The 17359-nt window shown below is 72.4% G+C and carries 14 protein-coding genes; 10 read left to right on the top strand and 4 right to left on the bottom strand.

The features are described from left to right. Positions 1 to 200 precede the first annotated feature (200 nt). Positions 201 to 1214, bottom strand: coding sequence for an agmatinase (speB, locus tag ACZ4Z5_RS22530; RefSeq protein ID WP_468265463.1), 1014 nt, complete (start codon positions 1212 to 1214; stop codon positions 201 to 203). Positions 1215 to 1533: 319 nt separating this feature from the next. Between speB and ACZ4Z5_RS22525 the strand changes: the two genes are divergently transcribed. Further along, positions 1534 to 3078, top strand: coding sequence for a PucR family transcriptional regulator ligand-binding domain-containing protein (locus ACZ4Z5_RS22525; RefSeq protein ID WP_468265461.1), 1545 nt, complete (start codon positions 1534 to 1536; stop codon positions 3076 to 3078). Between the two features lie 97 nt (positions 3079 to 3175). Here ACZ4Z5_RS22525 and bla read toward each other — a convergent pair whose 3' ends face one another. Beyond that, positions 3176 to 4087, bottom strand: coding sequence for a class A beta-lactamase (gene bla / locus ACZ4Z5_RS22520; protein WP_468265459.1), 912 nt, complete (start codon positions 4085 to 4087; stop codon positions 3176 to 3178). A gap of 335 nt (positions 4088 to 4422) precedes the next feature. Between bla and ACZ4Z5_RS22515 the strand changes: the two genes are divergently transcribed. From ACZ4Z5_RS22515 to ACZ4Z5_RS22505, 3 genes are all read left to right on the top strand, one after another. Further along, entirely contained in the window at positions 4423 to 5580 is a 1158-nt protein-coding gene (locus tag ACZ4Z5_RS22515; RefSeq protein ID WP_468265457.1) for an acyl-CoA dehydrogenase family protein, read from the top strand. Between the two features lie 24 nt (positions 5581 to 5604). Next, entirely contained in the window at positions 5605 to 6495 is an 891-nt protein-coding gene (tesB, locus tag ACZ4Z5_RS22510) for an acyl-CoA thioesterase II (protein WP_468265455.1), read from the top strand. A gap of 129 nt (positions 6496 to 6624) precedes the next feature. After that, positions 6625 to 7800, top strand: a complete 1176-nt coding sequence (locus ACZ4Z5_RS22505) for a carboxylate-amine ligase (protein ID WP_468265453.1) — start codon at positions 6625 to 6627, stop codon at positions 7798 to 7800. A gap of 186 nt (positions 7801 to 7986) precedes the next feature. Here ACZ4Z5_RS22505 and ACZ4Z5_RS22500 read toward each other — a convergent pair whose 3' ends face one another. Both ACZ4Z5_RS22500 and ACZ4Z5_RS22495 read right to left on the bottom strand, forming a co-directional pair. Beyond that, positions 7987 to 8769: a phosphatase gene (locus ACZ4Z5_RS22500; protein ID WP_468265451.1), complete on the bottom strand. Its 783-nt coding sequence runs from the start codon at positions 8767 to 8769 to the stop codon at positions 7987 to 7989. A gap of 91 nt (positions 8770 to 8860) precedes the next feature. Beyond that, positions 8861 to 9487, bottom strand: coding sequence for an SACE_7040 family transcriptional regulator (locus tag ACZ4Z5_RS22495; RefSeq protein WP_468265449.1), 627 nt, complete (start codon positions 9485 to 9487; stop codon positions 8861 to 8863). 97 nt (positions 9488 to 9584) lie between these two features. Between ACZ4Z5_RS22495 and ACZ4Z5_RS22490 the strand changes: the two genes are divergently transcribed. From ACZ4Z5_RS22490 to ACZ4Z5_RS22465, 6 genes are all read left to right on the top strand, one after another. Next, positions 9585 to 11216, top strand: coding sequence for a carboxyl transferase domain-containing protein (locus ACZ4Z5_RS22490; protein WP_468265447.1), 1632 nt, complete (start codon positions 9585 to 9587; stop codon positions 11214 to 11216). Between the two features lie 29 nt (positions 11217 to 11245). After that, positions 11246 to 13261, top strand: coding sequence for an acetyl/propionyl/methylcrotonyl-CoA carboxylase subunit alpha (locus tag ACZ4Z5_RS22485; RefSeq protein ID WP_468265660.1), 2016 nt, complete (start codon positions 11246 to 11248; stop codon positions 13259 to 13261). Next, positions 13258 to 14196 carry a hydroxymethylglutaryl-CoA lyase gene (locus ACZ4Z5_RS22480; RefSeq protein WP_468265445.1) on the top strand — a complete coding sequence of 313 codons (939 nt, stop codon included), beginning with the start codon at positions 13258 to 13260 and terminating at the stop codon, positions 14194 to 14196. Before ACZ4Z5_RS22485 ends, ACZ4Z5_RS22480 begins: the two co-directional genes overlap by 4 nt. 3 nt (positions 14197 to 14199) lie before the next feature. Further along, positions 14200 to 15360 (top strand): acyl-CoA dehydrogenase family protein, encoded by a 1161-nt coding sequence (locus ACZ4Z5_RS22475; protein ID WP_468265443.1) that lies wholly within the window; start codon positions 14200 to 14202, stop codon positions 15358 to 15360. A gap of 111 nt (positions 15361 to 15471) precedes the next feature. After that, positions 15472 to 16509: an ABC transporter substrate-binding protein gene (locus ACZ4Z5_RS22470; RefSeq protein ID WP_468265441.1), complete on the top strand. Its 1038-nt coding sequence runs from the start codon at positions 15472 to 15474 to the stop codon at positions 16507 to 16509. Between the two features lie 2 nt (positions 16510 to 16511). Continuing rightward, positions 16512 to 17348: a siderophore-interacting protein gene (locus ACZ4Z5_RS22465; RefSeq protein WP_468265439.1), complete on the top strand. Its 837-nt coding sequence runs from the start codon at positions 16512 to 16514 to the stop codon at positions 17346 to 17348. Positions 17349 to 17359 lie beyond the last annotated feature (11 nt).

The following is a 17359-nucleotide window of genomic DNA, read 5'->3' as shown; positions in this document are numbered from 1 at the left end:
GTGGGGCGTCCCACCGTGGGGCGTTCCGCCGAGTGGCGTCCGCCGGGAAGTCCCCCTCCGACGCCCGAGCGAGTCCCGGCCGACGTCCGTACGAGCCCCCGCCGACGTCCGTGAAGGGGCGTCTCATGGGCGCCCCTTCACGGACGTCCCACGCGGGTGTCCGCCGCCGGGCTACCGGACCGGCAGCCCGGCGGCACGGATCACTTGGCGTCCTGGCCGGTGCCGGTGGCGCGTCCGGCCGCGATCTGACGGGACATGATCGTGGTCAGCTCGTAGGCGGTGTGGGAGGCCGCGACGGAGGTGATCTCCGCGTGGTCGTAGGCCGGGGCGACCTCGACGACGTCCGCCGACACCAGGTTGCAGGAGGACAGGCCGCGGATGATCTCCAGCAGCTCGCGGGAGGTCATGCCGCCGGCCTCCGGGGTGCCGGTGCCGGGCGCGTGAGCGGGGTCGAGCACGTCGATGTCGATCGAGATGTACAGCGGCCGGTCGCCGATGCGCTGGCGCAGCTGGTCGGCGATCTCGTCGGCGCCGCGGCGGTAGACGTCGGCGGAGGTGACGATGCCGAAGCCCATCTTGGCGTCGTCGTCCAGGTCCTGCTTGCCGTACAGCGGGCCGCGGGTGCCCACGTGGGACAGCGCCTCGGTGTCGAGGATGCCCTCCTCGACGGCCCGGCGGAACGGGGTGCCGTGGGTGTACTCGGCGCCGAAGTAGGTGTCCCAGGTGTCGAGGTGCGCGTCGAAGTGGAGGAGCGCGACGGGGCCGTGCTTCTTGGCGACGGAGCGGAGCAGCGGCAGCGCGATGGTGTGGTCACCGCCGAGGGTCATCAGGCGGGCGCCGGTGCCGAGCAGGTCGTCGGCCGCGGCCTCGACGCTCTCGACCGCCTCGTTGATGTTGAAGGGGTTGACGGCGATGTCGCCGGCGTCCGCGACCTGCGCGAGGGCGAACGGGGAGGCGTCCTGCGCGGGGTTGTACGGACGCAGCAGGCGGGACGCCTCGCGGATGGCGTTGCCGCCGAAGCGGGCGCCGGGGCGGTAGGAGACGCCGGAGTCGAAGGGCACGCCGACCACTGCGACATCGGCAGCGCCGACCTCGTCGAGGCGCGGCAGCCGGGCGAAGGTGGCCGGTCCCGCGTACCGGGGGATCCGGGAGGAGTCGACGGGGCCGCGGGGCTGCCGGTCGCCGCCGTTCGCGAAGGTGCTGTTGCTGCTCATGCCGATTCCTCCGGGGAGACGTGTTGCTCGTGCTGCCCGCTCGGTCGTGACGAGCAGCTGTGGTGCTGGGCGGTGCGGTGCGGTCCGTCGGCCAGGGTCACGTCCCGGGTCACGGTCCCGGGTCACGTCCCGGTGGCGCGGTCCCGGGCTCACGGTCGCCCGGTCGCCCGGTCGGGCGGTGGTGGCGGCCCGGCTCCGATGCCACGAGGACACCGGTCCTGCCCGCAGCCGTCGAAATCCGACGATAGGTCGCGGGAAGCCGATCCTGAAGTGTACTTTTCCTACATTCCTCATCCCGAGAATGGATGGATCGTCCACCATGCAGGACCCCACGGTCCCACCGACACCGCCGATCCCGCTGAGCGCCCTGATCGCCCGTGAGGACCTCGGGCTGCGCAGGATCGCCGGCCCCGACGAGCCGGACACCGCGGTGCACTGGGTGCACACCTCCGAGATGGCGGATCCCTATCCCTATCTGCTGGGCGGGGAGCTGCTGCTCTCCGCCGGCGTGCAGCTGAAGGACACGGACCCGGACACCTATGTGCGCCGGGTCGTCGAGGCCGGCGCGGCGGCTCTCGGTTTCGGCCTGGCGCCGGTGTACGAGGCGGTGCCGTCCGGACTGGTCGAGGCGTGCGACCGGCACGGGCTGCCGCTGATCGAGGTCGCTCCGAGGACTCCGTTCACAGCGATCGCCCGTGCCGTGTGGGGACTGATGTCCGAGGCGCGGCACCACGAACTGCGCCGGGTCACCCAGGCCCAGCAAGCCCTGGCGTCCGCGGCGGCCCGGCCGGACCCGGTGCCCGCGGTGCTGCGCGCGCTCGCGTCCCGGCTCGGCGGACGGGCCGCCCTGTACGCGCCCGACGGCCGGGAGGTCGCCGCCGCGGGCACCGCCGCCGCACCGGCCGTGGAAACGGCGCTCGCCGCGCTCGTCCGGGTCGTCCGGCCGGAACCGCCCGGGCCGCCGGGCCCGGCCGGATCCCCCGCGGGCGGTGAGCCCGGCGTCCGGGACACCACCGGAGGGTCCGCGGGCACGCGCTCGGCCCCGGTGCCGTCCTCCGCGACCGACACCGCGGCCGGTTCCCAGCTGGCCGTGTACGGCCTGGGCGGCGGCGACGGCCTGGTCCTCGGCGTGGCGACGCCTGCCCGTGGCCCCGGCGACCACACCATCGCCGGTGTGGCGGTCGTCCTGCTGTCCCTGCTGACCGCCCCGCACCAGGGCGCCGCAGACAGTACGGGCCGCTCCGCGCTGGTGCGGCTGCTGCTGGGGGCCTCCCCGGACGACGTCGCGCCGATGCTGGCCGCCGGGCCCTGGACCGTGGTGCACGCCCGGCGCCGGCCGGGTCCAGAAGCGGACCGGTTCGCCGCGCCGACGCTCGGCGCGGCACTGGGCAGCACGCTCGTCGACGCGACGGAGGACACCGTCCGGGTCCTGGTCACGGGCGACCGGGCGATCACGGCGCAGCCGGGATGGTGGCTGGGGGTCTCCCCGCCGGTCCCGTCGGCCGACCTGGCCTCGGCGGACGCACGGGCCGCCCGGGCGGTGCGCCACGCGGAGGCGACGCGCACCCCCCTGGTACGGCACGAGGACGCGGGCCTCGGCGGTCTCGTCTCCCCCGGGGACGCCCGCGCCCACGCCCGCACCCGCCTCGCCCCGCTGACCGGCACCCCCGCACTCGTCGAGACCCTGCGGACCTGGCTGTCCCTGCACGGCAGCTGGGACCGCACCGCCGCGGCCCTGGGCGTCCACCGCAACACGGTCCGCCAGCGCATCACCCGCTGTGCGGCACTGCTGGACGCGGACCTCGACGACCCGGACGTACGGATGGAACTGTGGTTCGCGCTGCGCTGGCTGGACGCGGGGTGACCTTCCGGGGCGTGGCCGCGAGGCGGGCGTCGGCCGCGCGACCCCGGCCGTACCCGCACCCGCACGAGTGGCGCTGGTACGGCCGGGTGACGCTGTCTCAGCCGAGTGCCGACGCCAGGATCTCGGCGGTCCTCGCGACCAGGGAGTTGTCGGCCGCGGCGTCGGGGGTGTGCTTGGTCGTCAGGACGGCCATGACGATCGGGGGCCGCCCCGGGGGCCAGGTGATGCCCACGTCGTTGTTGGTCCCGTAGTCGCCGCCGCCCGTCTTGTCGGCGAGTGTCCACTCCGGGGGCAGGCCCTTGCGGAAGCGTTCGACGCTGGTGGTGTTGCCCAGCAGCCAGCCCGTGAGGCGTTCCCGGTCCCGGGGTTCGAGGACATGGCCGAGCACGAGTCGCGCATAGGTCTTCCCGATGGCACCGGGAGTGGTCGTGTCGGTCTCGCGCCACGGTTCGGCCGTGTTCAGCTGGGGCTCCCAGCGGTCGAGCCGGGTGGTGCGGTCACCGATCGAGCGGCAGAAGCGGGTGACGGCGGTGGGGCCGCCCAGCTCGCGGAGCAGCAGGTTGGCGGCCGCGTTGTCGCTGTAGCGGATGGTGGCGTCGCACAGCTCCTCGACGGTCATGCCCGTGGCCAGGTTCTTCTTCGTGATCGGAGCGTGGCCCACGTCCTTGACGTCCGCCTCGGTGTAGTGGATGCGCCGGGCGAGGAACTCGCCGTTCCGGTCGAGGTCCCGCAGGACGGCCGCCGCGGCGAGCGTCTTGAACACCGAGCACATCGGGAAGCTCTCGTCGGCCCGGTGCCGGACCGTCCTGCCCGTCGCGAGGTCGAGCGCGAACACGCCGAGGCGCGCGGAGTGCTCCTTCTCCAGTTCGGCCAGCCGCGCGGAGAGCGCGTCCCGGCCGGGTGCCTTCGCGTATGCGGTCCCTCCGGCCGCCGCCGAGGCGGCCAGCGCCGTTCCGGCACCGAGGGCCAGTACGGCGCGGCGGGACGGGCGCGCCCTTAACGTCTCCACGATCGTCGTTCCTCTCTTCTTCTCTCTGCGGTCAGGACCCTGTCCTGCGACCAGGACTCCTGCTGCCGGCACTCCTACGATCAGGACTCCGCGACCAGTACCCCGGCGATCGGGACTCCTGCGGTCAGGAATCCCGCGCTGAGGACGCCTGTGATCGGGGCTCCTGCGACGTTGATCAACACGCCATCGCCCGGGCGTTCGGTTCCATCTGCAACGAGTGGGGGTGTGCGACGTGCTCATCCTCACTCTGGACAGCCGTCCCAACCGCCGGGTAACTTCTGCCTGAGCAAGCGCTTAGCCAGTTCATGCCCAAGCACTCACGAAGGAGGCGTCCGGTGCGCCGTACCGTTTACAACGAGGACCACGAGGCGTTCCGGGAGACCATCCGCGCCTTCATCGAGGCCGAGGTCGTGCCCGTCTACGACGAGTGGTTCGCGGCCGGCCAGGCGCCGCGCGACTTCTACTACAAGCTCGGCGAGCTGGGCGTCTTCGGCATCAACGTCCCCGAGGAGTTCGGCGGCGCCGGCCTGGACACCCACAAGTTCGAGGCCGTGCTCTACGAGGAGACCTCGCGCGCGGGCGTGAACTTCGGCGGCTCCGGCGTGCACGTGCTGCTCGCCCTGCCGTACCTCAAGATGCTCGCCACCGACGAGCAGAAGAAGCGCTACCTGCCGAAGTTCGTCTCCGGCGAGGAGATGTGGGCGCTCGCGATGACCGAGCCGGGCACCGGCTCCGACGTCGCCGGCATGAAGACCACGGCCAGGCTCTCCGAGGACGGCACCCACTACGTCCTCAACGGCGCCAAGACCTTCATCACCGGTGGTGTGCACGCCGACCGCGTGATCGTGTGCGCCCGCACGTCCGCCCCGCGCGAGGACGACCGCCGCTTCGGCATCTCCCTGTTCGCGGTGGACACCAAGTCCGAGGGCTACTCCATCGGCCGCAAGCTGGACAAGCTCGGCCTGCGCACCTCCGACACCGCCGAACTGGCCTTCGTCGACGTCAAGGTCCCCGTCGAGGACCTGCTCGGCGAGGAGAACAAGGGCTTCTTCTACCTCGGCCGCAACCTTCCCTCCGAGCGCTGGGGCATCGCGTTCGGCGCGTACGCCCAGGCCAAGGCCGCCGTCCGGTTCGCCCAGCAGTACGTGCAGGAGCGCACGATCTTCGGCAAGACGGTCGCGTCCTTCCAGAACACCAAGTTCGAGCTGGCCGCCTGCCAGGCCGAGGTGGACGCCGCCGAGGCCGTCGCCGACCGCGCCCTGGAGGCCCTCGACGCGGGTGAGCTCACCCCCGCCGAGGCCGCGTCCGCGAAGCTGTTCTGCACCGAGGTCGCGCACCGCGTCATCGACCGCTGCCTCCAGCTGCACGGCGGCTACGGCTACATGAACGAGTACCCGATCGCCCGCCTCTACGCCGACAACCGGGTCAACCGGATCTACGGCGGCACCAGCGAGGTCATGAAGTCCATCATCGCCAAGGACATGGGTCTGTAAGGCCGAGATCCGCCAAGGTTCCCCGTGAATCCCGCACTTCGGTCCCTGCTCGATCTGCTCGACCTGGAGCAGATCGAGCAGGACATCTTCCGCGGCCAGAGCCGCTCCGCCATCGTGCCCCGCGTCTTCGGCGGCCAGGTCGCCGCCCAGGCCCTGGTCGCCGCGGGGCGCACCGTGCCCGACGGCCGCGTCGCGCACTCCCTGCACGCGTACTTCCTGCGCATGGGCGACCCCGGCTCGCCCATCGTCTACTCGGTCGACCGCATCCGTGACGGCCGTTCCTTCACCACCCGCCGGGTGGTCGCCGTCCAGTACGGCCAGCCGATCTTCCATCTCTCGGCGTCGTTCCAGACGTACGAGGAGGGCTTGGACCACCAGGCGGACATGCCGCCCGCCCCGGACCCGGAATCCCTCCCGACCACGGCCGAGCTGCTCCCCCGGCACGCCCACGCCTTCTACGACCAGGAGGTCGCGGACCGGCTGCTGCAGTCGCGCGAGGCGGTGGACCTGCGCTACGTCGACGACCCGCCGTACGCCACGGCCGGGCAGCTCCGCGAGCCCCGCTCCCAGGTGTGGTTCCGCACCAACGGCAAGCTCGCCGACGACCCGATGCTGCACATCTGCCTGGCCACCTACGTCTCCGACATGACGCTCCTGGACTCGGTGCTGCTGGCACACGGCCGCGGAGGCTGGACGACCGGCGACGTGGTCGGCGCGAGCCTCGACCACGCCATGTGGTTCCACCGGCCGTTCCGGGCCGACGAGTGGCTGCTCTACGACCAGGAGTCGCCCTCCGCCTCCGGCGGCCGGGGCCTCGGGCAGGCCCGTATCTACACCCAGGACGGGCAGCTGGCGATCTCCGTCATCCAGGAGGGCGTGGTCCGCGTCCCGCACGGCGGCCGCACCGGCTCCTGACGGCGCACCTCCGGCGACGCGCCGGCGGGCTCCGGAAATGCCTCATTAGCGCCTGCCGGTGCCGCCCGGCCCCTCCCTATCGTCGGATCCGCACGGGCAGGTGCGGGGTGTGCGGACGCTGGAGGCGGCATGCGCGGATCTCACGTCGGTACGGGCGGCACCGCGGCCTGGACGGGGCTGCGGGAGCTCACCATGGGCGTGGAGGAGGAGTTCCTCCTCGCGGACCCGGTGAGCCGCGAGCCCCTGCTGGTCGCCGAGGCGGTCCTGAGGGACGCCGGCCGGCTGACCGGCACCGGGCACGTGACGGCCGAACTGACCCAGGCTCAGATGGAATCGGTCAGCGCGGTGTGCTCCGACGCCGGACAGCTGCGCGCGGAGGTCGTCCGGCTGAGAACCGGCCTCGCGCGCGCCGCGCAGGACCGCGGCTGCCTGCTGGTGGCCTGCGGGACGGCACCGCTCGGCAACCCCGGACCGCCCCCCGTCCTCGACAAACCCCGCTACCACCGGATCGCCGCCCGGTACGGACCGCTGCTGGACCAGCTGTGCGCGAACGCCTGCCATGTGCACATCGGCGTGGCCGATCCCGACGAGGCCGTGCAGGTCGTCAACCACCTCCGGCCGTGGACACCGCTGCTGCTCGCCCTGACCGCCAACTCGCCGTACTGCAACGGCCGTGACACCGCGCACGCCAGCTGGCGGACCGTCCTCTGGGGCCGATGGCCGGCCGCCGGCCCGCCGCCGTACCTCCGCTCGGCCGGGCACTACGAGAACCTGGTCGCGGCCCTCGTGGACAGCGGCGCCGCGCTGGACCCGGGGATGGTGTTCTGGTCCGTCCGCCCCTCCCGGCACGTCCCCACCGTGGAGATCCGGGTCGCGGACGTCATGCCGAGCGTCGACGACACCGTCGCCTACGCCCTGCTGGTCCGGGCCCTCGTCGCGCACGCGCTGCTCCAGGTGCGCCAGGGGCGTCCGGCCCCGCAGGTCGAGGACGCCGTCCTGCGCGCGGCCGTCTGGCGCTCCGCCCGTGACGGGCTGTCGGGCAGCGGCCTGGACCTGCCCCCGTCCGGCCCGCCCCGGCTCGTCCCCGCCAGGTTCCTGGTCACGTCCCTGCTGCGGCGCGTCAGTCCGTTCCTCGCGGCCACGGGCGACGACGAGACGGTACGCCGCTGGCTGACCCGCCTGCGTCTGCACGGCAACGGCGCGGCCCGCCAGCGCACCGCCTACCGCCGCACCAAGCGCCTCCAGGACACCGTGGACGCCCTGACGGTCGGGCCGGGCGCGGTGCCCTCGCCGACGCACGGGTGAACTCCCGGCCCGTCGGCCCCTACCGGTGGGCCGTCCGGCCCGTCGCACCGCCGCACCGTCCTTCGGACGGTGCGGCAGTCGGACGGTTCGGCGCGTCAGGCCGACCGGCTCGTCAGCCTGCCTGAGGCCGTCAGACGCTACGGGCAGTCAGCCCCGTACGGGCCGCCGGCTCGCCCCGCCCCCGCGCTACCCCAGCAGTCCCGCCGCGTCCAGCAGATAGGCCGTCATCGGGTCGTAGTACCGCGGGTCCACGACATGGTCGTCGAGCGGCACCGTCACCTGGATGGTGCCCTCGGCCTCGCCGATGAAGAGGGCCGGGTCGTTGCAGTCGGCGTAGCCCACCGCGTCCAGGCCGCGCTGGCCGGCGCAGCCCGCCCAGCCGTGGTCGGCCACGACGAGACCGGGCTGGGGGTGGCCCTCCCGCTCCAGGCCGTCGAGGATGGCGGCCATCGGCGCGGGCGAGTGGGTGTGCCAGAGGGTCGCGCCGCGCTCGAGCACCGCCACGTCGGCGAACTGGAAGACCATGCCCTCGTCGGCCGTCAGCCCGGACGGGATGCGGACGATCTCGCAGCCGGCGGCGCGCAGCGCCTCGGCGGTCTGCCGGTGCACATCGAGCAGGCCGCCCGGGTGCCCGGTGGCGAACAGCACGCGCTCCTTGCCCGCGGCGGCCTTCCTCAGCCGGGCCGCCATCCGGTCGAGGGCGTCCACCGTGAGCTCCGGGTCGATGGTGTCCTGGCCGTGCCGGTGCCCGGGGTCGTCGTTGACGCCGCAGCGCTCCGCCATGACGGCCAGCACATCCTGCTCGTCGGTCCAGCGGTCGCCGAGCTCCAGCCCCAGCCAGTAGTGGCGGTCGCCGTTGGCGAGCCGACGGTAGTGGGAGAGGTTGTTGTCGCGGGGTGTGGCGACGTCTCCGGCGATGCGGGTGCGGACGAGATGGTCGACGAGCTGGGCGCGGCTGGGTATCGGCATGGTGCCCATTGTGCCGTCCGTCACCCCTCGGGGTCGTACCGTTTCCCCCTGTGGACGTGTCGCGCGGCTGCCGGAGCGCGCGGCCCGTGGCTCAGTCCTCGGCCCGGGGGACCGCTTCGCCGTCGCCGAGGGCGGCGAACGCGCCGTGGGCCAGACGGCGGAGCAGCTCCTCGGTGGCGGCCCGGCCGGGCAGGCCGCTGCCGTAGGAGCCGAGGTGCGGGGTGGAGTTGAGCAGGCCGAACACGGCGTGCACGGCGGCCCGCGCCTGGGACTCCGGCACGTCGGGGTGGAGCGCGCGGACGGTGTCCACCCACAGTTCCACGTACTGGCGCTGGAGCTGCCGGACGAGTTTGCGGTCGCTGTCCCGCAACCGGTCCAGTTCCCGGTCGTGGAGGGTGATCAGCGGCCGGTCGTCGAGGGCGAAGTCGATGTGGCCGTCGATCAGGGAGGAGAGCACCGCCCGGGGGTCCCCCTGCCCGCCCGCCTCGGCGGTGCGGCGCCTGCCGCCGGCGAGCAGCCGGTCGCTGATGCCCACCAGCAGCTCGGCGAGCATCGCGTCCTTGCCGGGGAAGTGCCGGTAGAGGCCGGGGCCGCTGATGCCGACCGCCGCTCCTATCTCGTCCACGCCGACACCGTGGAAGCCGCGCTCGGCGAAGAGGCGGGCGGCCTCTTTGAGGATCTGCTCGCGGCGGGTCGGAGCGTCGGTTCTGGTGCTCATGGCAGCCAATTCTAGACAGCACGGTTAGCGGTCGTTAACCTGAGACACGTTAACGCTCATTAACAAGCGCGATGCTCTGAACAGGGGGCTCGACACGATGCAGCAGGCACCCGTGCTGGGGACGACGGCGGATCCCGCGTCCGAGGCATGGCGGACCAACGAGGCGGCACACCAGGAGCTCGCCGAAGAACTCCGCTCCCGTCTCGACGCGGCCCGTCTGGGCGGTGGCGAACGGGCCCGCGAGAAGCACGTCGCGCGCGGCAAGCTGCTGCCGCGCGACCGGGTCGACACGCTCCTGGACCCGGGGTCCCCGTTCCTGGAGCTGGCCCCGCTCGCGGCCGAGGGGATGTACGGCGGGCAGGCCCCGGCCGCCGGTGTGATCGCCGGTATCGGCCGGGTCGGGGGCCGCGAGGTGGTCGTCGTCGCCAACGACGCCACCGTCAAGGGCGGCACCTACTACCCGATGACCGTGAAGAAGCACCTCCGCGCGCAGGAGGTGGCCCTGGAGAACCGGCTGCCCTGCGTCTACCTGGTGGACTCCGGCGGCGCCTTCCTGCCGATGCAGGACGAGGTCTTCCCCGACCGCGAGCACTTCGGGCGGATCTTCTACAACCAGGCGCGGATGTCCGGCGCGGGCATCCCGCAGATCGCCGCGGTCCTCGGCTCGTGCACGGCGGGCGGCGCGTACGTCCCGGCGATGAGCGACGAGGCCGTGATCGTCCGCAACCAGGGCACGATCTTCCTGGGCGGCCCTCCGCTGGTGAAGGCCGCGACCGGCGAAGTGGTGACGGCCGAGGAGCTGGGCGGCGGCGAGGTCCACTCGCGGGTGTCCGGTGTCACCGACCACCTCGCGGAGGACGACGCACACGCGCTGCGCATCGTGCGGAACATCGTGTCGACCCTCCCGGAACGCGGACCGCTGCCCTGGTCCGTGGAACCGGTCGAGGAGCCCAAGACCGACCCGTACGGGCTGTACGGCGCGGTGCCGGTGGACTCCCGCACGCCCTACGACGTGCGCGAGGTGATCGCCCGCATCGTCGACGGCTCGCGGTTCGCCGAGTTCAAGTCGGAGTTCGGCACGACCCTGGTCACCGGCTTCGCCCGGATCCACGGCCACCCGGTGGGCATCGTCGCCAACAACGGCATCCTGTTCTCCGAATCCGCCCAGAAGGGCGCCCACTTCATCGAGCTGTGCGACCAGCGGGGCATCCCGCTGCTGTTCCTGCAGAACATCTCCGGATTCATGGTGGGCCGCGACTACGAGGCGGGCGGCATCGCCAAGCACGGCGCCAAGATGGTGACGGCGGTGGCGTGCACCCGCGTGCCGAAGCTGACGGTGGTGATCGGCGGCTCGTACGGCGCGGGCAACTACTCGATGTGCGGCCGGGCGTACAGCCCCCGATTCCTGTGGATGTGGCCCAACGCCAAGATCTCGGTGATGGGCGGCGAGCAGGCCGCCTCGGTGCTGGCGACCGTCAAGCGCGACCAGATGGAGGCGCGCGGCGAGACCTGGCCGGCCGAGGACGAGGAGGCCTTCCGCGCCCCGATCCGCGCCCAGTACGAGCAGCAGGGCAACGCCTACTACGCGACCGCCCGGCTCTGGGACGACGGCGTGATCGACCCGCTGGAGACCCGGCAGGTGCTGGGTCTGGCCCTGACCGCCTGTGCGAACGCCCCGCTGGCCCAGAAGGACCGGACCCAGCCCGGCTTCGGCGTCTTCCGGATGTGAGGACTGTGACTGTGACCTTGAAGAGCTCGATGTTCGACACCGTCCTGGTCGCCAACCGCGGCGAGATCGCGGTCCGCGTCATCCGTACGCTGCGCGCCCTCGGAGTCCGTTCGGTCGCCGTCTTCAGCGACGCCGACGCCGACGCCCTGCACGTCCGGGAGGCCGACACGGCCGTCCGGATCGGTCCGGCGCCCGCCGCGCAGAGCTATCTGTCCGTCGAGCGGCTGCTGGACGCGGCCCGGCGCAGCGGCGCCCAGGCGGTCCACCCCGGCTACGGCTTCCTCGCGGAGAACGCGGAGTTCGCGAAGGCCTGCGCGGAGGCCGGGCTGGTCTTCATCGGCCCGTCCGCGGACGCCATCGCGCTGATGGGCGACAAGATCCGGGCGAAGGAGACCGTGAAGGCGGCCGGCGTCCCCGTGGTGCCGGGTTCCTCCGGCAGCGGTCTGTCCGACGCCGAGCTGGCCGCCGCCGCCCGCGGGATCGGCATGCCGGTGCTGCTGAAGCCCTCCGCCGGCGGTGGCGGCAAGGGCATGCGGCTGGTGCGGGACGAGGCCCGGCTCGACGACGAGATCGCCGCGGCCCGCCGGGAGGCCCGCGCCTCCTTCGGCGACGACACCCTGCTGGTGGAGCGGTGGATCGACCGGCCGCGCCACATCGAGATCCAGGTGCTCGCGGACGGACACGGGAACGTCGTCCACCTCGGCGAGCGCGAGTGCTCCCTCCAGCGCCGCCACCAGAAGATCATCGAGGAGGCGCCGTCCGTCCTGCTGGACGAGGCCACCCGTGCGGCGATGGGCGAGGCGGCCGTGCAGGCCGCGCGCGCCTGTGCCTACCAGGGCGCGGGCACGGTCGAGTTCATCGTCCCGGGCGGGGATCCTTCCTCCTACTACTTCATGGAGATGAACACCCGTCTCCAGGTCGAGCACCCGGTCACCGAGATGATCACGGGTCTGGATCTGGTGGAGTGGCAGCTGCGGGTCGCCGCCGGCGAGGCGCTCCCCTTCGGCCAGGACGGGATCACCCTGACGGGACACGCCGTCGAGGCCCGGATCTGCGCGGAGGACCCCTCCCGGGGCTTCCTGCCGTCGGGCGGCACGGTCCTGGCGCTGCACGAGCCGCACGGCGACGGCGTGCGGACCGACTCGGGCCTCAGCGAGGGCACGGAGGTCGGCAGCCTGTACGACCCGATGCTGTCGAAGGTCGTCGTGCACGGCCCGGACCGTGCGACCGCCCTGCGCAGACTGCGGGCGGCCCTCGCAGAAACGGTCACCCTGGGCGTCCAGACCAACGCGGGCTTCCTGCGCCGTCTGCTGGCGCACCCCGCGGTGGTGGCCGGCGACCTGGACACCGGCCTGGTCGAGCGGGAGGCCGAGGGACTGGTGGAGCGGGACGTCCCGGACACGGTCCTCGCGGCCGCGGCGCTGCTCCGGCAGGCCGGCCTCACCCCGCGCGAGCGGTCCGGCTGGGTGGACCCCTTCTCCGTACCGACCGGCTGGCGCCTCGGCGGGACCCCGGCCTGGACGAGCCACCACGTCCGTGTCCCGGGCAACGACCCGGTCCCGGTCCGGATGCGCGGCACCGCCCCGGACACGGAACTGCTCCTGTCCGGCGAAGCCGGTACGGCGGTCCGCGCCCGGCTCGTCGCGCTCGACGCGGCCACCCTCACCATGGAGGCGGACGGGGTCACCCACACCTTCACCCACGCCCGTTCCCCGGAGGGCACCTGGCTCGGCCGGGACGGGGACGCCTGGCACGTCACCGACCACGACCCGGTCGAGGCGTCGCTGTCCGGCGCCGGCCGGCACGGCGGGGCCGACACGCTCGCCGCGCCCATGCCGGGCACGGTCACCGTCGTGAAGGTGGCCGTCGGCGACGAGGTCGCCGCCGGCCAGAGCCTGCTTGTGGTGGAGGCGATGAAGATGGAGCACGTCATCTCCGCGCCGCACGCCGGCATCGTCACCGAGCTCGACGTGAAGCCCGGCGCGACCGTCGCCATGGACCAGGTGCTCGCCGTGGTCGCACCGCACGAGGAGGACGAGGGATGACCGAGGGACTGCCCATGGCGGTACCCGCCGCGGGACTTCCGGCCCGGGTGCGGATCCACGAGGTCGGTGCCCGCGACGGCCTGCAGAACGAGAAGGCGGTCGTACCGACCGAGGTCAAGGCGGAGTTCATCCGCCGGCTCGCCGCGGCGGGCCTCGGCACCGTCGAGGCGACCAGCCTCGTCCACCCCAAGTGGGTGCCCCAGCTGGCCGACGCCGAGCAGCTGTTCCCGCTGGTGCAGGACACCGGCGTCCGGCTGCCCGTCCTGGTGCCGAACGAGCGCGGCCTCGATCGCGCCCTGGCGCTCGGCGTCCGCGAGATCGCCGTGTTCGCCAGTGCCACCGAGTCCTTCGCCAAGGCCAATCTCAACCGCACGGTGGACGAGGCGCTCGCCATGTTCCAGCCGGTCGTCACCCGGGCCATAGAGCACGGGGTGTCGGTGCGCGGCTATCTGTCCATGTGCTTCGGCGACCCCTGGGAGGGCCCGGTCCCGGTCGCCCGGGTCGTCGAGGTCACCAAGCGGCTCGCCGACATGGGCTGCGACGAGCTGAGCCTCGGCGACACCATCGGTGTCGCCACCCCGGGCCATGTGGCTTCGCTCCTCACGGCGCTGGGCGAGGCCGGGGTCCCCGTGTCACGGCTCGCCGTGCACTTCCACGACACCTACGGCCAGGCCCTCGCCAACACCCTCGCCGCCCTCCAGCACGGTGTGACCACCGTGGACGCGTCGGCGGGCGGTCTCGGCGGCTGCCCGTACGCGAAGAGCGCCACCGGGAACCTCGCCACCGAGGACCTCGTGTGGATGCTCCACGGCCTCGGCATCGAGACCGGGGTCGACCTCGGCCGGCTCACCGCCACAAGCGTGTGGATGGCCGAACAGCTGGGGCGTCCCAGCCCCTCCCGTACCGTCCGCGCCCTCTCCCACAAGGAGTCCTGAACCATGTCTCTCGACCACCGGCTCTCCCCCGAGCACGAGGAACTGCGCCGCACCGTCGAGGAGTTCGCGCACGACGTCGTCGCGCCGAAGATCGGCGACTTCTACGAGCGCCACGAGTTCCCCTATGAAATCGTCCGCGAGATGGGGCAGATGGGCCTGTTCGGCCTGCCCTTCCCCGAGGAGTACGGCGGCATGGGCGGCGACTACCTCGCCCTGGGCATCGCCCTCGAGGAACTCGCCCGGGTGGACTCCTCGGTGGCGATCACCCTGGAGGCGGGTGTCTCGCTGGGCGCCATGCCGGTCTACCGGTTCGGCACCGAGGAGCAGAAGCGCGAGTGGCTGCCCCGGCTGTGCTCCGGCGAGATGCTGGGCGCGTTCGGCCTGACCGAGCCGGAGGCCGGCTCGGACGCGGGCGGCACGAAGACGACCGCCGTGCGGGACGGCGACGAGTGGGTGATCAACGGCTCGAAGTGCTTCATCACCAACTCCGGTACGGACATCACGGGTCTGGTCACCGTCACCGCGGTCACCGGCCGCACCCCCGAGGGCAAGCCCCTGATCTCCTCGATCATCGTGCCGTCCGGCACCCCCGGCTTCACGGTCGCCGCGCCGTACTCCAAGGTCGGCTGGAACGCCTCGGACACCCGTGAGCTGTCGCTCTCGGACGTGCGGGTACCGGTCTCGAACCTGCTGGGCGAGGAGGGCCGCGGGTACGCCCAGTTCCTGCGCATCCTCGACGAGGGCCGGATCGCGATCGCGGCGCTCGCCACGGGCCTGGCGCAGGGCTGCGTGGACGAGTCGGTGGCGTACGCGAAGACCCGCAAGGCGTTCGGCCGGCCGATCGGCGACAACCAGGCCATCCAGTTCAAGCTGGCGGACATGGAGATGCGTGCCCATATGTCCCGTATCGCCTGGCGGGACGCCGCGTCCCGGCTGGTGCTCGGCGAGCCGTTCAAGAAGGAGGCCGCGCTGGCGAAGCTGTACACCTCCACGGTCGCGGTGGACAACGCCCGGGACGCCACCCAGATCCACGGGGGCTACGGCTTCATGAACGAGTACCCGGTGGCCCGCATGTGGCGCGACTCCAAGATCCTGGAGATCGGCGAGGGCACCAGCGAGGTCCAGCGCATGCTCATCGCGAGGGAGTTGGGCCTGACGGGCTGACGCACGGCCGCTTTCCGGGACCGGCCACTGTCACATCTCCTGAGGTTAGGCTAACCTACCTTCCGAAATGGACAGTGGCCGAACCCGGCACCCGAGAAAGCGGACTTCGTCATGCCCAACGCCAGAGCCTCTCACTACTCCCGTCGCGGCATCCTCGCCGCGGGTGGCGCCGTCGGTCTCGGCGCCCTGCTCGCAGCCTGCGGTGACAGCGACGCGAAAAAGAGCGGAGCGGCCGAGGGCAAGCCGGTGAAGTCCGGCCCCTGGTCCTTCAAGGACGACCTGGGCAAGACCGCCGACGCCAAGGCCACCCCGAAGAACATCGTCGCGTTCACCGGCGCCGCCGCCGCGCTCCACGACTACGGCATCGCCGTCAAGGGCGTCTTCGGCCCGACCAAGGGCACCGACGGAAAGCCGGACGTACAGGCCGGCGACCTGGACGTCAGCAAGGTCGAGATCCTCGGCAACGTCTACGGCGAGTTCAACGTCGAGAAGTACGCCGCCCTGGCGCCCGAGGTCCTCATCACCCACACCTGGGACGGCACCCTCTGGTACGTGCCCGCGGAGTCCCAGGACAAGGTCCTCAAGGTCGGTGCCCCGCCCGTGGCCATCGCCACCGGTGGAACCGTCTCGATGACCAAGCCGCTGGAGCGCATGGCCGAGCTCGCCAAGTCCCTGGGCGCGGACCTTAACGCCAAGACCGCCACCGAGGCCAAGGCCCGCTTCGAGAAGGCCGCCGGCGAACTGCGTGCCGCCGCCAAGTCCAACCCCGGCATCAAGGTCCTGGTGGGCTCCGGCTCCCCCGACCTCTTCTACGTCTCCACCCCGAAGACCTCCGCCGACCTGAAGTACTTCGAGGAGCTGGGCGTCCAGTTCGTCATCCCCGAGAAGCTCGACGCGGGCGGCTTCTTCGAGAGCCTCAGCTGGGAGAACGCGGGCAAGTACAAGGCCGACGTGATCCTGCTCGACAACCGCACCGGCACCCTGCAGCCGGACGCCCTGAAGTCGAAGCCGACCTGGGCCGCCCTGCCCGCCGTCAAGGCCGGCCAGATCACCCCGCGCGTCACCGAGCCGATCTACTCGTACGCCAAGTGCGCCCCGATCCTGGAGGACCTGGCGAAGGCCATCAAGAGCGCCAAGAAGGTCTCCTGACGATGACCGATGCCGCCGTGACCGCACCTTTCGATTTCTTCGACCTCCACGTCGTGCGGGCACGGCGGCTCGGTGCTTCCCTGGCGAGGATCACCTTCGGCGGGGAGGCCCTGCGCCACTTCGTCTCCGGCGGCTGCGACCAGAGCCTGTCGCTGTTCCTGCCGCACCCCGGCCAGCCCGAGCCGGTCGTCCCGACCGGGAAGGACTGGTTCGCCGAGTACCGGGCGCTGCCCGAGGACGTGCGGGCCGTGTGCCGTTCGTACACGGTCCGCGAGCAGCGCCGGGCCGCGGACGGCACCGACGAGGTGGACGTCGACTTCGTGCTGCACGACCTGGACGGCGACCCCGGTCCGGCCTGCCGCTGGGCGGCCTCGGCCGCGCCCGGGGACAAGGTCGTGGTGATGGGGCCGACGGTCGCGGACAACGCCGGCGTCAGGTTCCGCCGGCCGGAGGGCACCGACGCGGTCCTGGTGTTCGCCGACGAGACGGCCCTGCCGGCCGCCTCCGCGATCCTGGAGTCGCTGCCCGCGGGCATCGAGGCCAGGGCCTGGCTGGAAGTGCCGCACAGCGCGGACCGGCTGGCCCCGGAGAGCAAGGCCGATGTCACGATCACCTGGCTGGTCCGCGAGGAGGGCGCGCCCTCGATGGTGGACTCGGTGCGCGAGACCGTGCTGCCGGGCTCCGCGCCCTACGCCTGGATCGCCGGCGAGTCCGGCACGGTCAAGGCGCTGCGCCGCCATCTGGTCGGCGAACGCGGCATGGACAAGGGTCGTGTGACGTTCATCGGTTACTGGCGCCGCGGTGTGACGGAGGATCAGATGCGCGCGGAAGCAACGTAGATCACATCGTC

It is taken from the genome of Streptomyces sp. NPDC030222 (assembly GCF_055573115.1).
Note: the sequence above shows the minus strand (reverse complement) of the source record. Positions and strands in the feature narration are given on the sequence as shown.

Coding starts and splice junctions, on each gene's coding strand:
- ACZ4Z5_RS22505 (WP_468265453.1), top strand. CDS start 6,625: ATGCGCGGATCTCACGTCGGTACGGGCGGCACCGCGGCCTGGACGGGG.
- ACZ4Z5_RS22500 (WP_468265451.1), bottom strand. CDS start 8,769: ATGCCGATACCCAGCCGCGCCCAGCTCGTCGACCATCTCGTCCGCACC.
- ACZ4Z5_RS22475 (WP_468265443.1), top strand. CDS start 14,200: ATGTCTCTCGACCACCGGCTCTCCCCCGAGCACGAGGAACTGCGCCGC.
- ACZ4Z5_RS22485 (WP_468265660.1), top strand. CDS start 11,246: ATGTTCGACACCGTCCTGGTCGCCAACCGCGGCGAGATCGCGGTCCGC.
- speB (WP_468265463.1), bottom strand. CDS start 1,214: ATGAGCAGCAACAGCACCTTCGCGAACGGCGGCGACCGGCAGCCCCGC.
- ACZ4Z5_RS22525 (WP_468265461.1), top strand. CDS start 1,534: ATGCAGGACCCCACGGTCCCACCGACACCGCCGATCCCGCTGAGCGCC.
- ACZ4Z5_RS22480 (WP_468265445.1), top strand. CDS start 13,258: ATGACCGAGGGACTGCCCATGGCGGTACCCGCCGCGGGACTTCCGGCC.
- ACZ4Z5_RS22495 (WP_468265449.1), bottom strand. CDS start 9,487: ATGAGCACCAGAACCGACGCTCCGACCCGCCGCGAGCAGATCCTCAAA.
- ACZ4Z5_RS22470 (WP_468265441.1), top strand. CDS start 15,472: ATGCCCAACGCCAGAGCCTCTCACTACTCCCGTCGCGGCATCCTCGCC.
- ACZ4Z5_RS22490 (WP_468265447.1), top strand. CDS start 9,585: ATGCAGCAGGCACCCGTGCTGGGGACGACGGCGGATCCCGCGTCCGAG.
- ACZ4Z5_RS22465 (WP_468265439.1), top strand. CDS start 16,512: ATGACCGATGCCGCCGTGACCGCACCTTTCGATTTCTTCGACCTCCAC.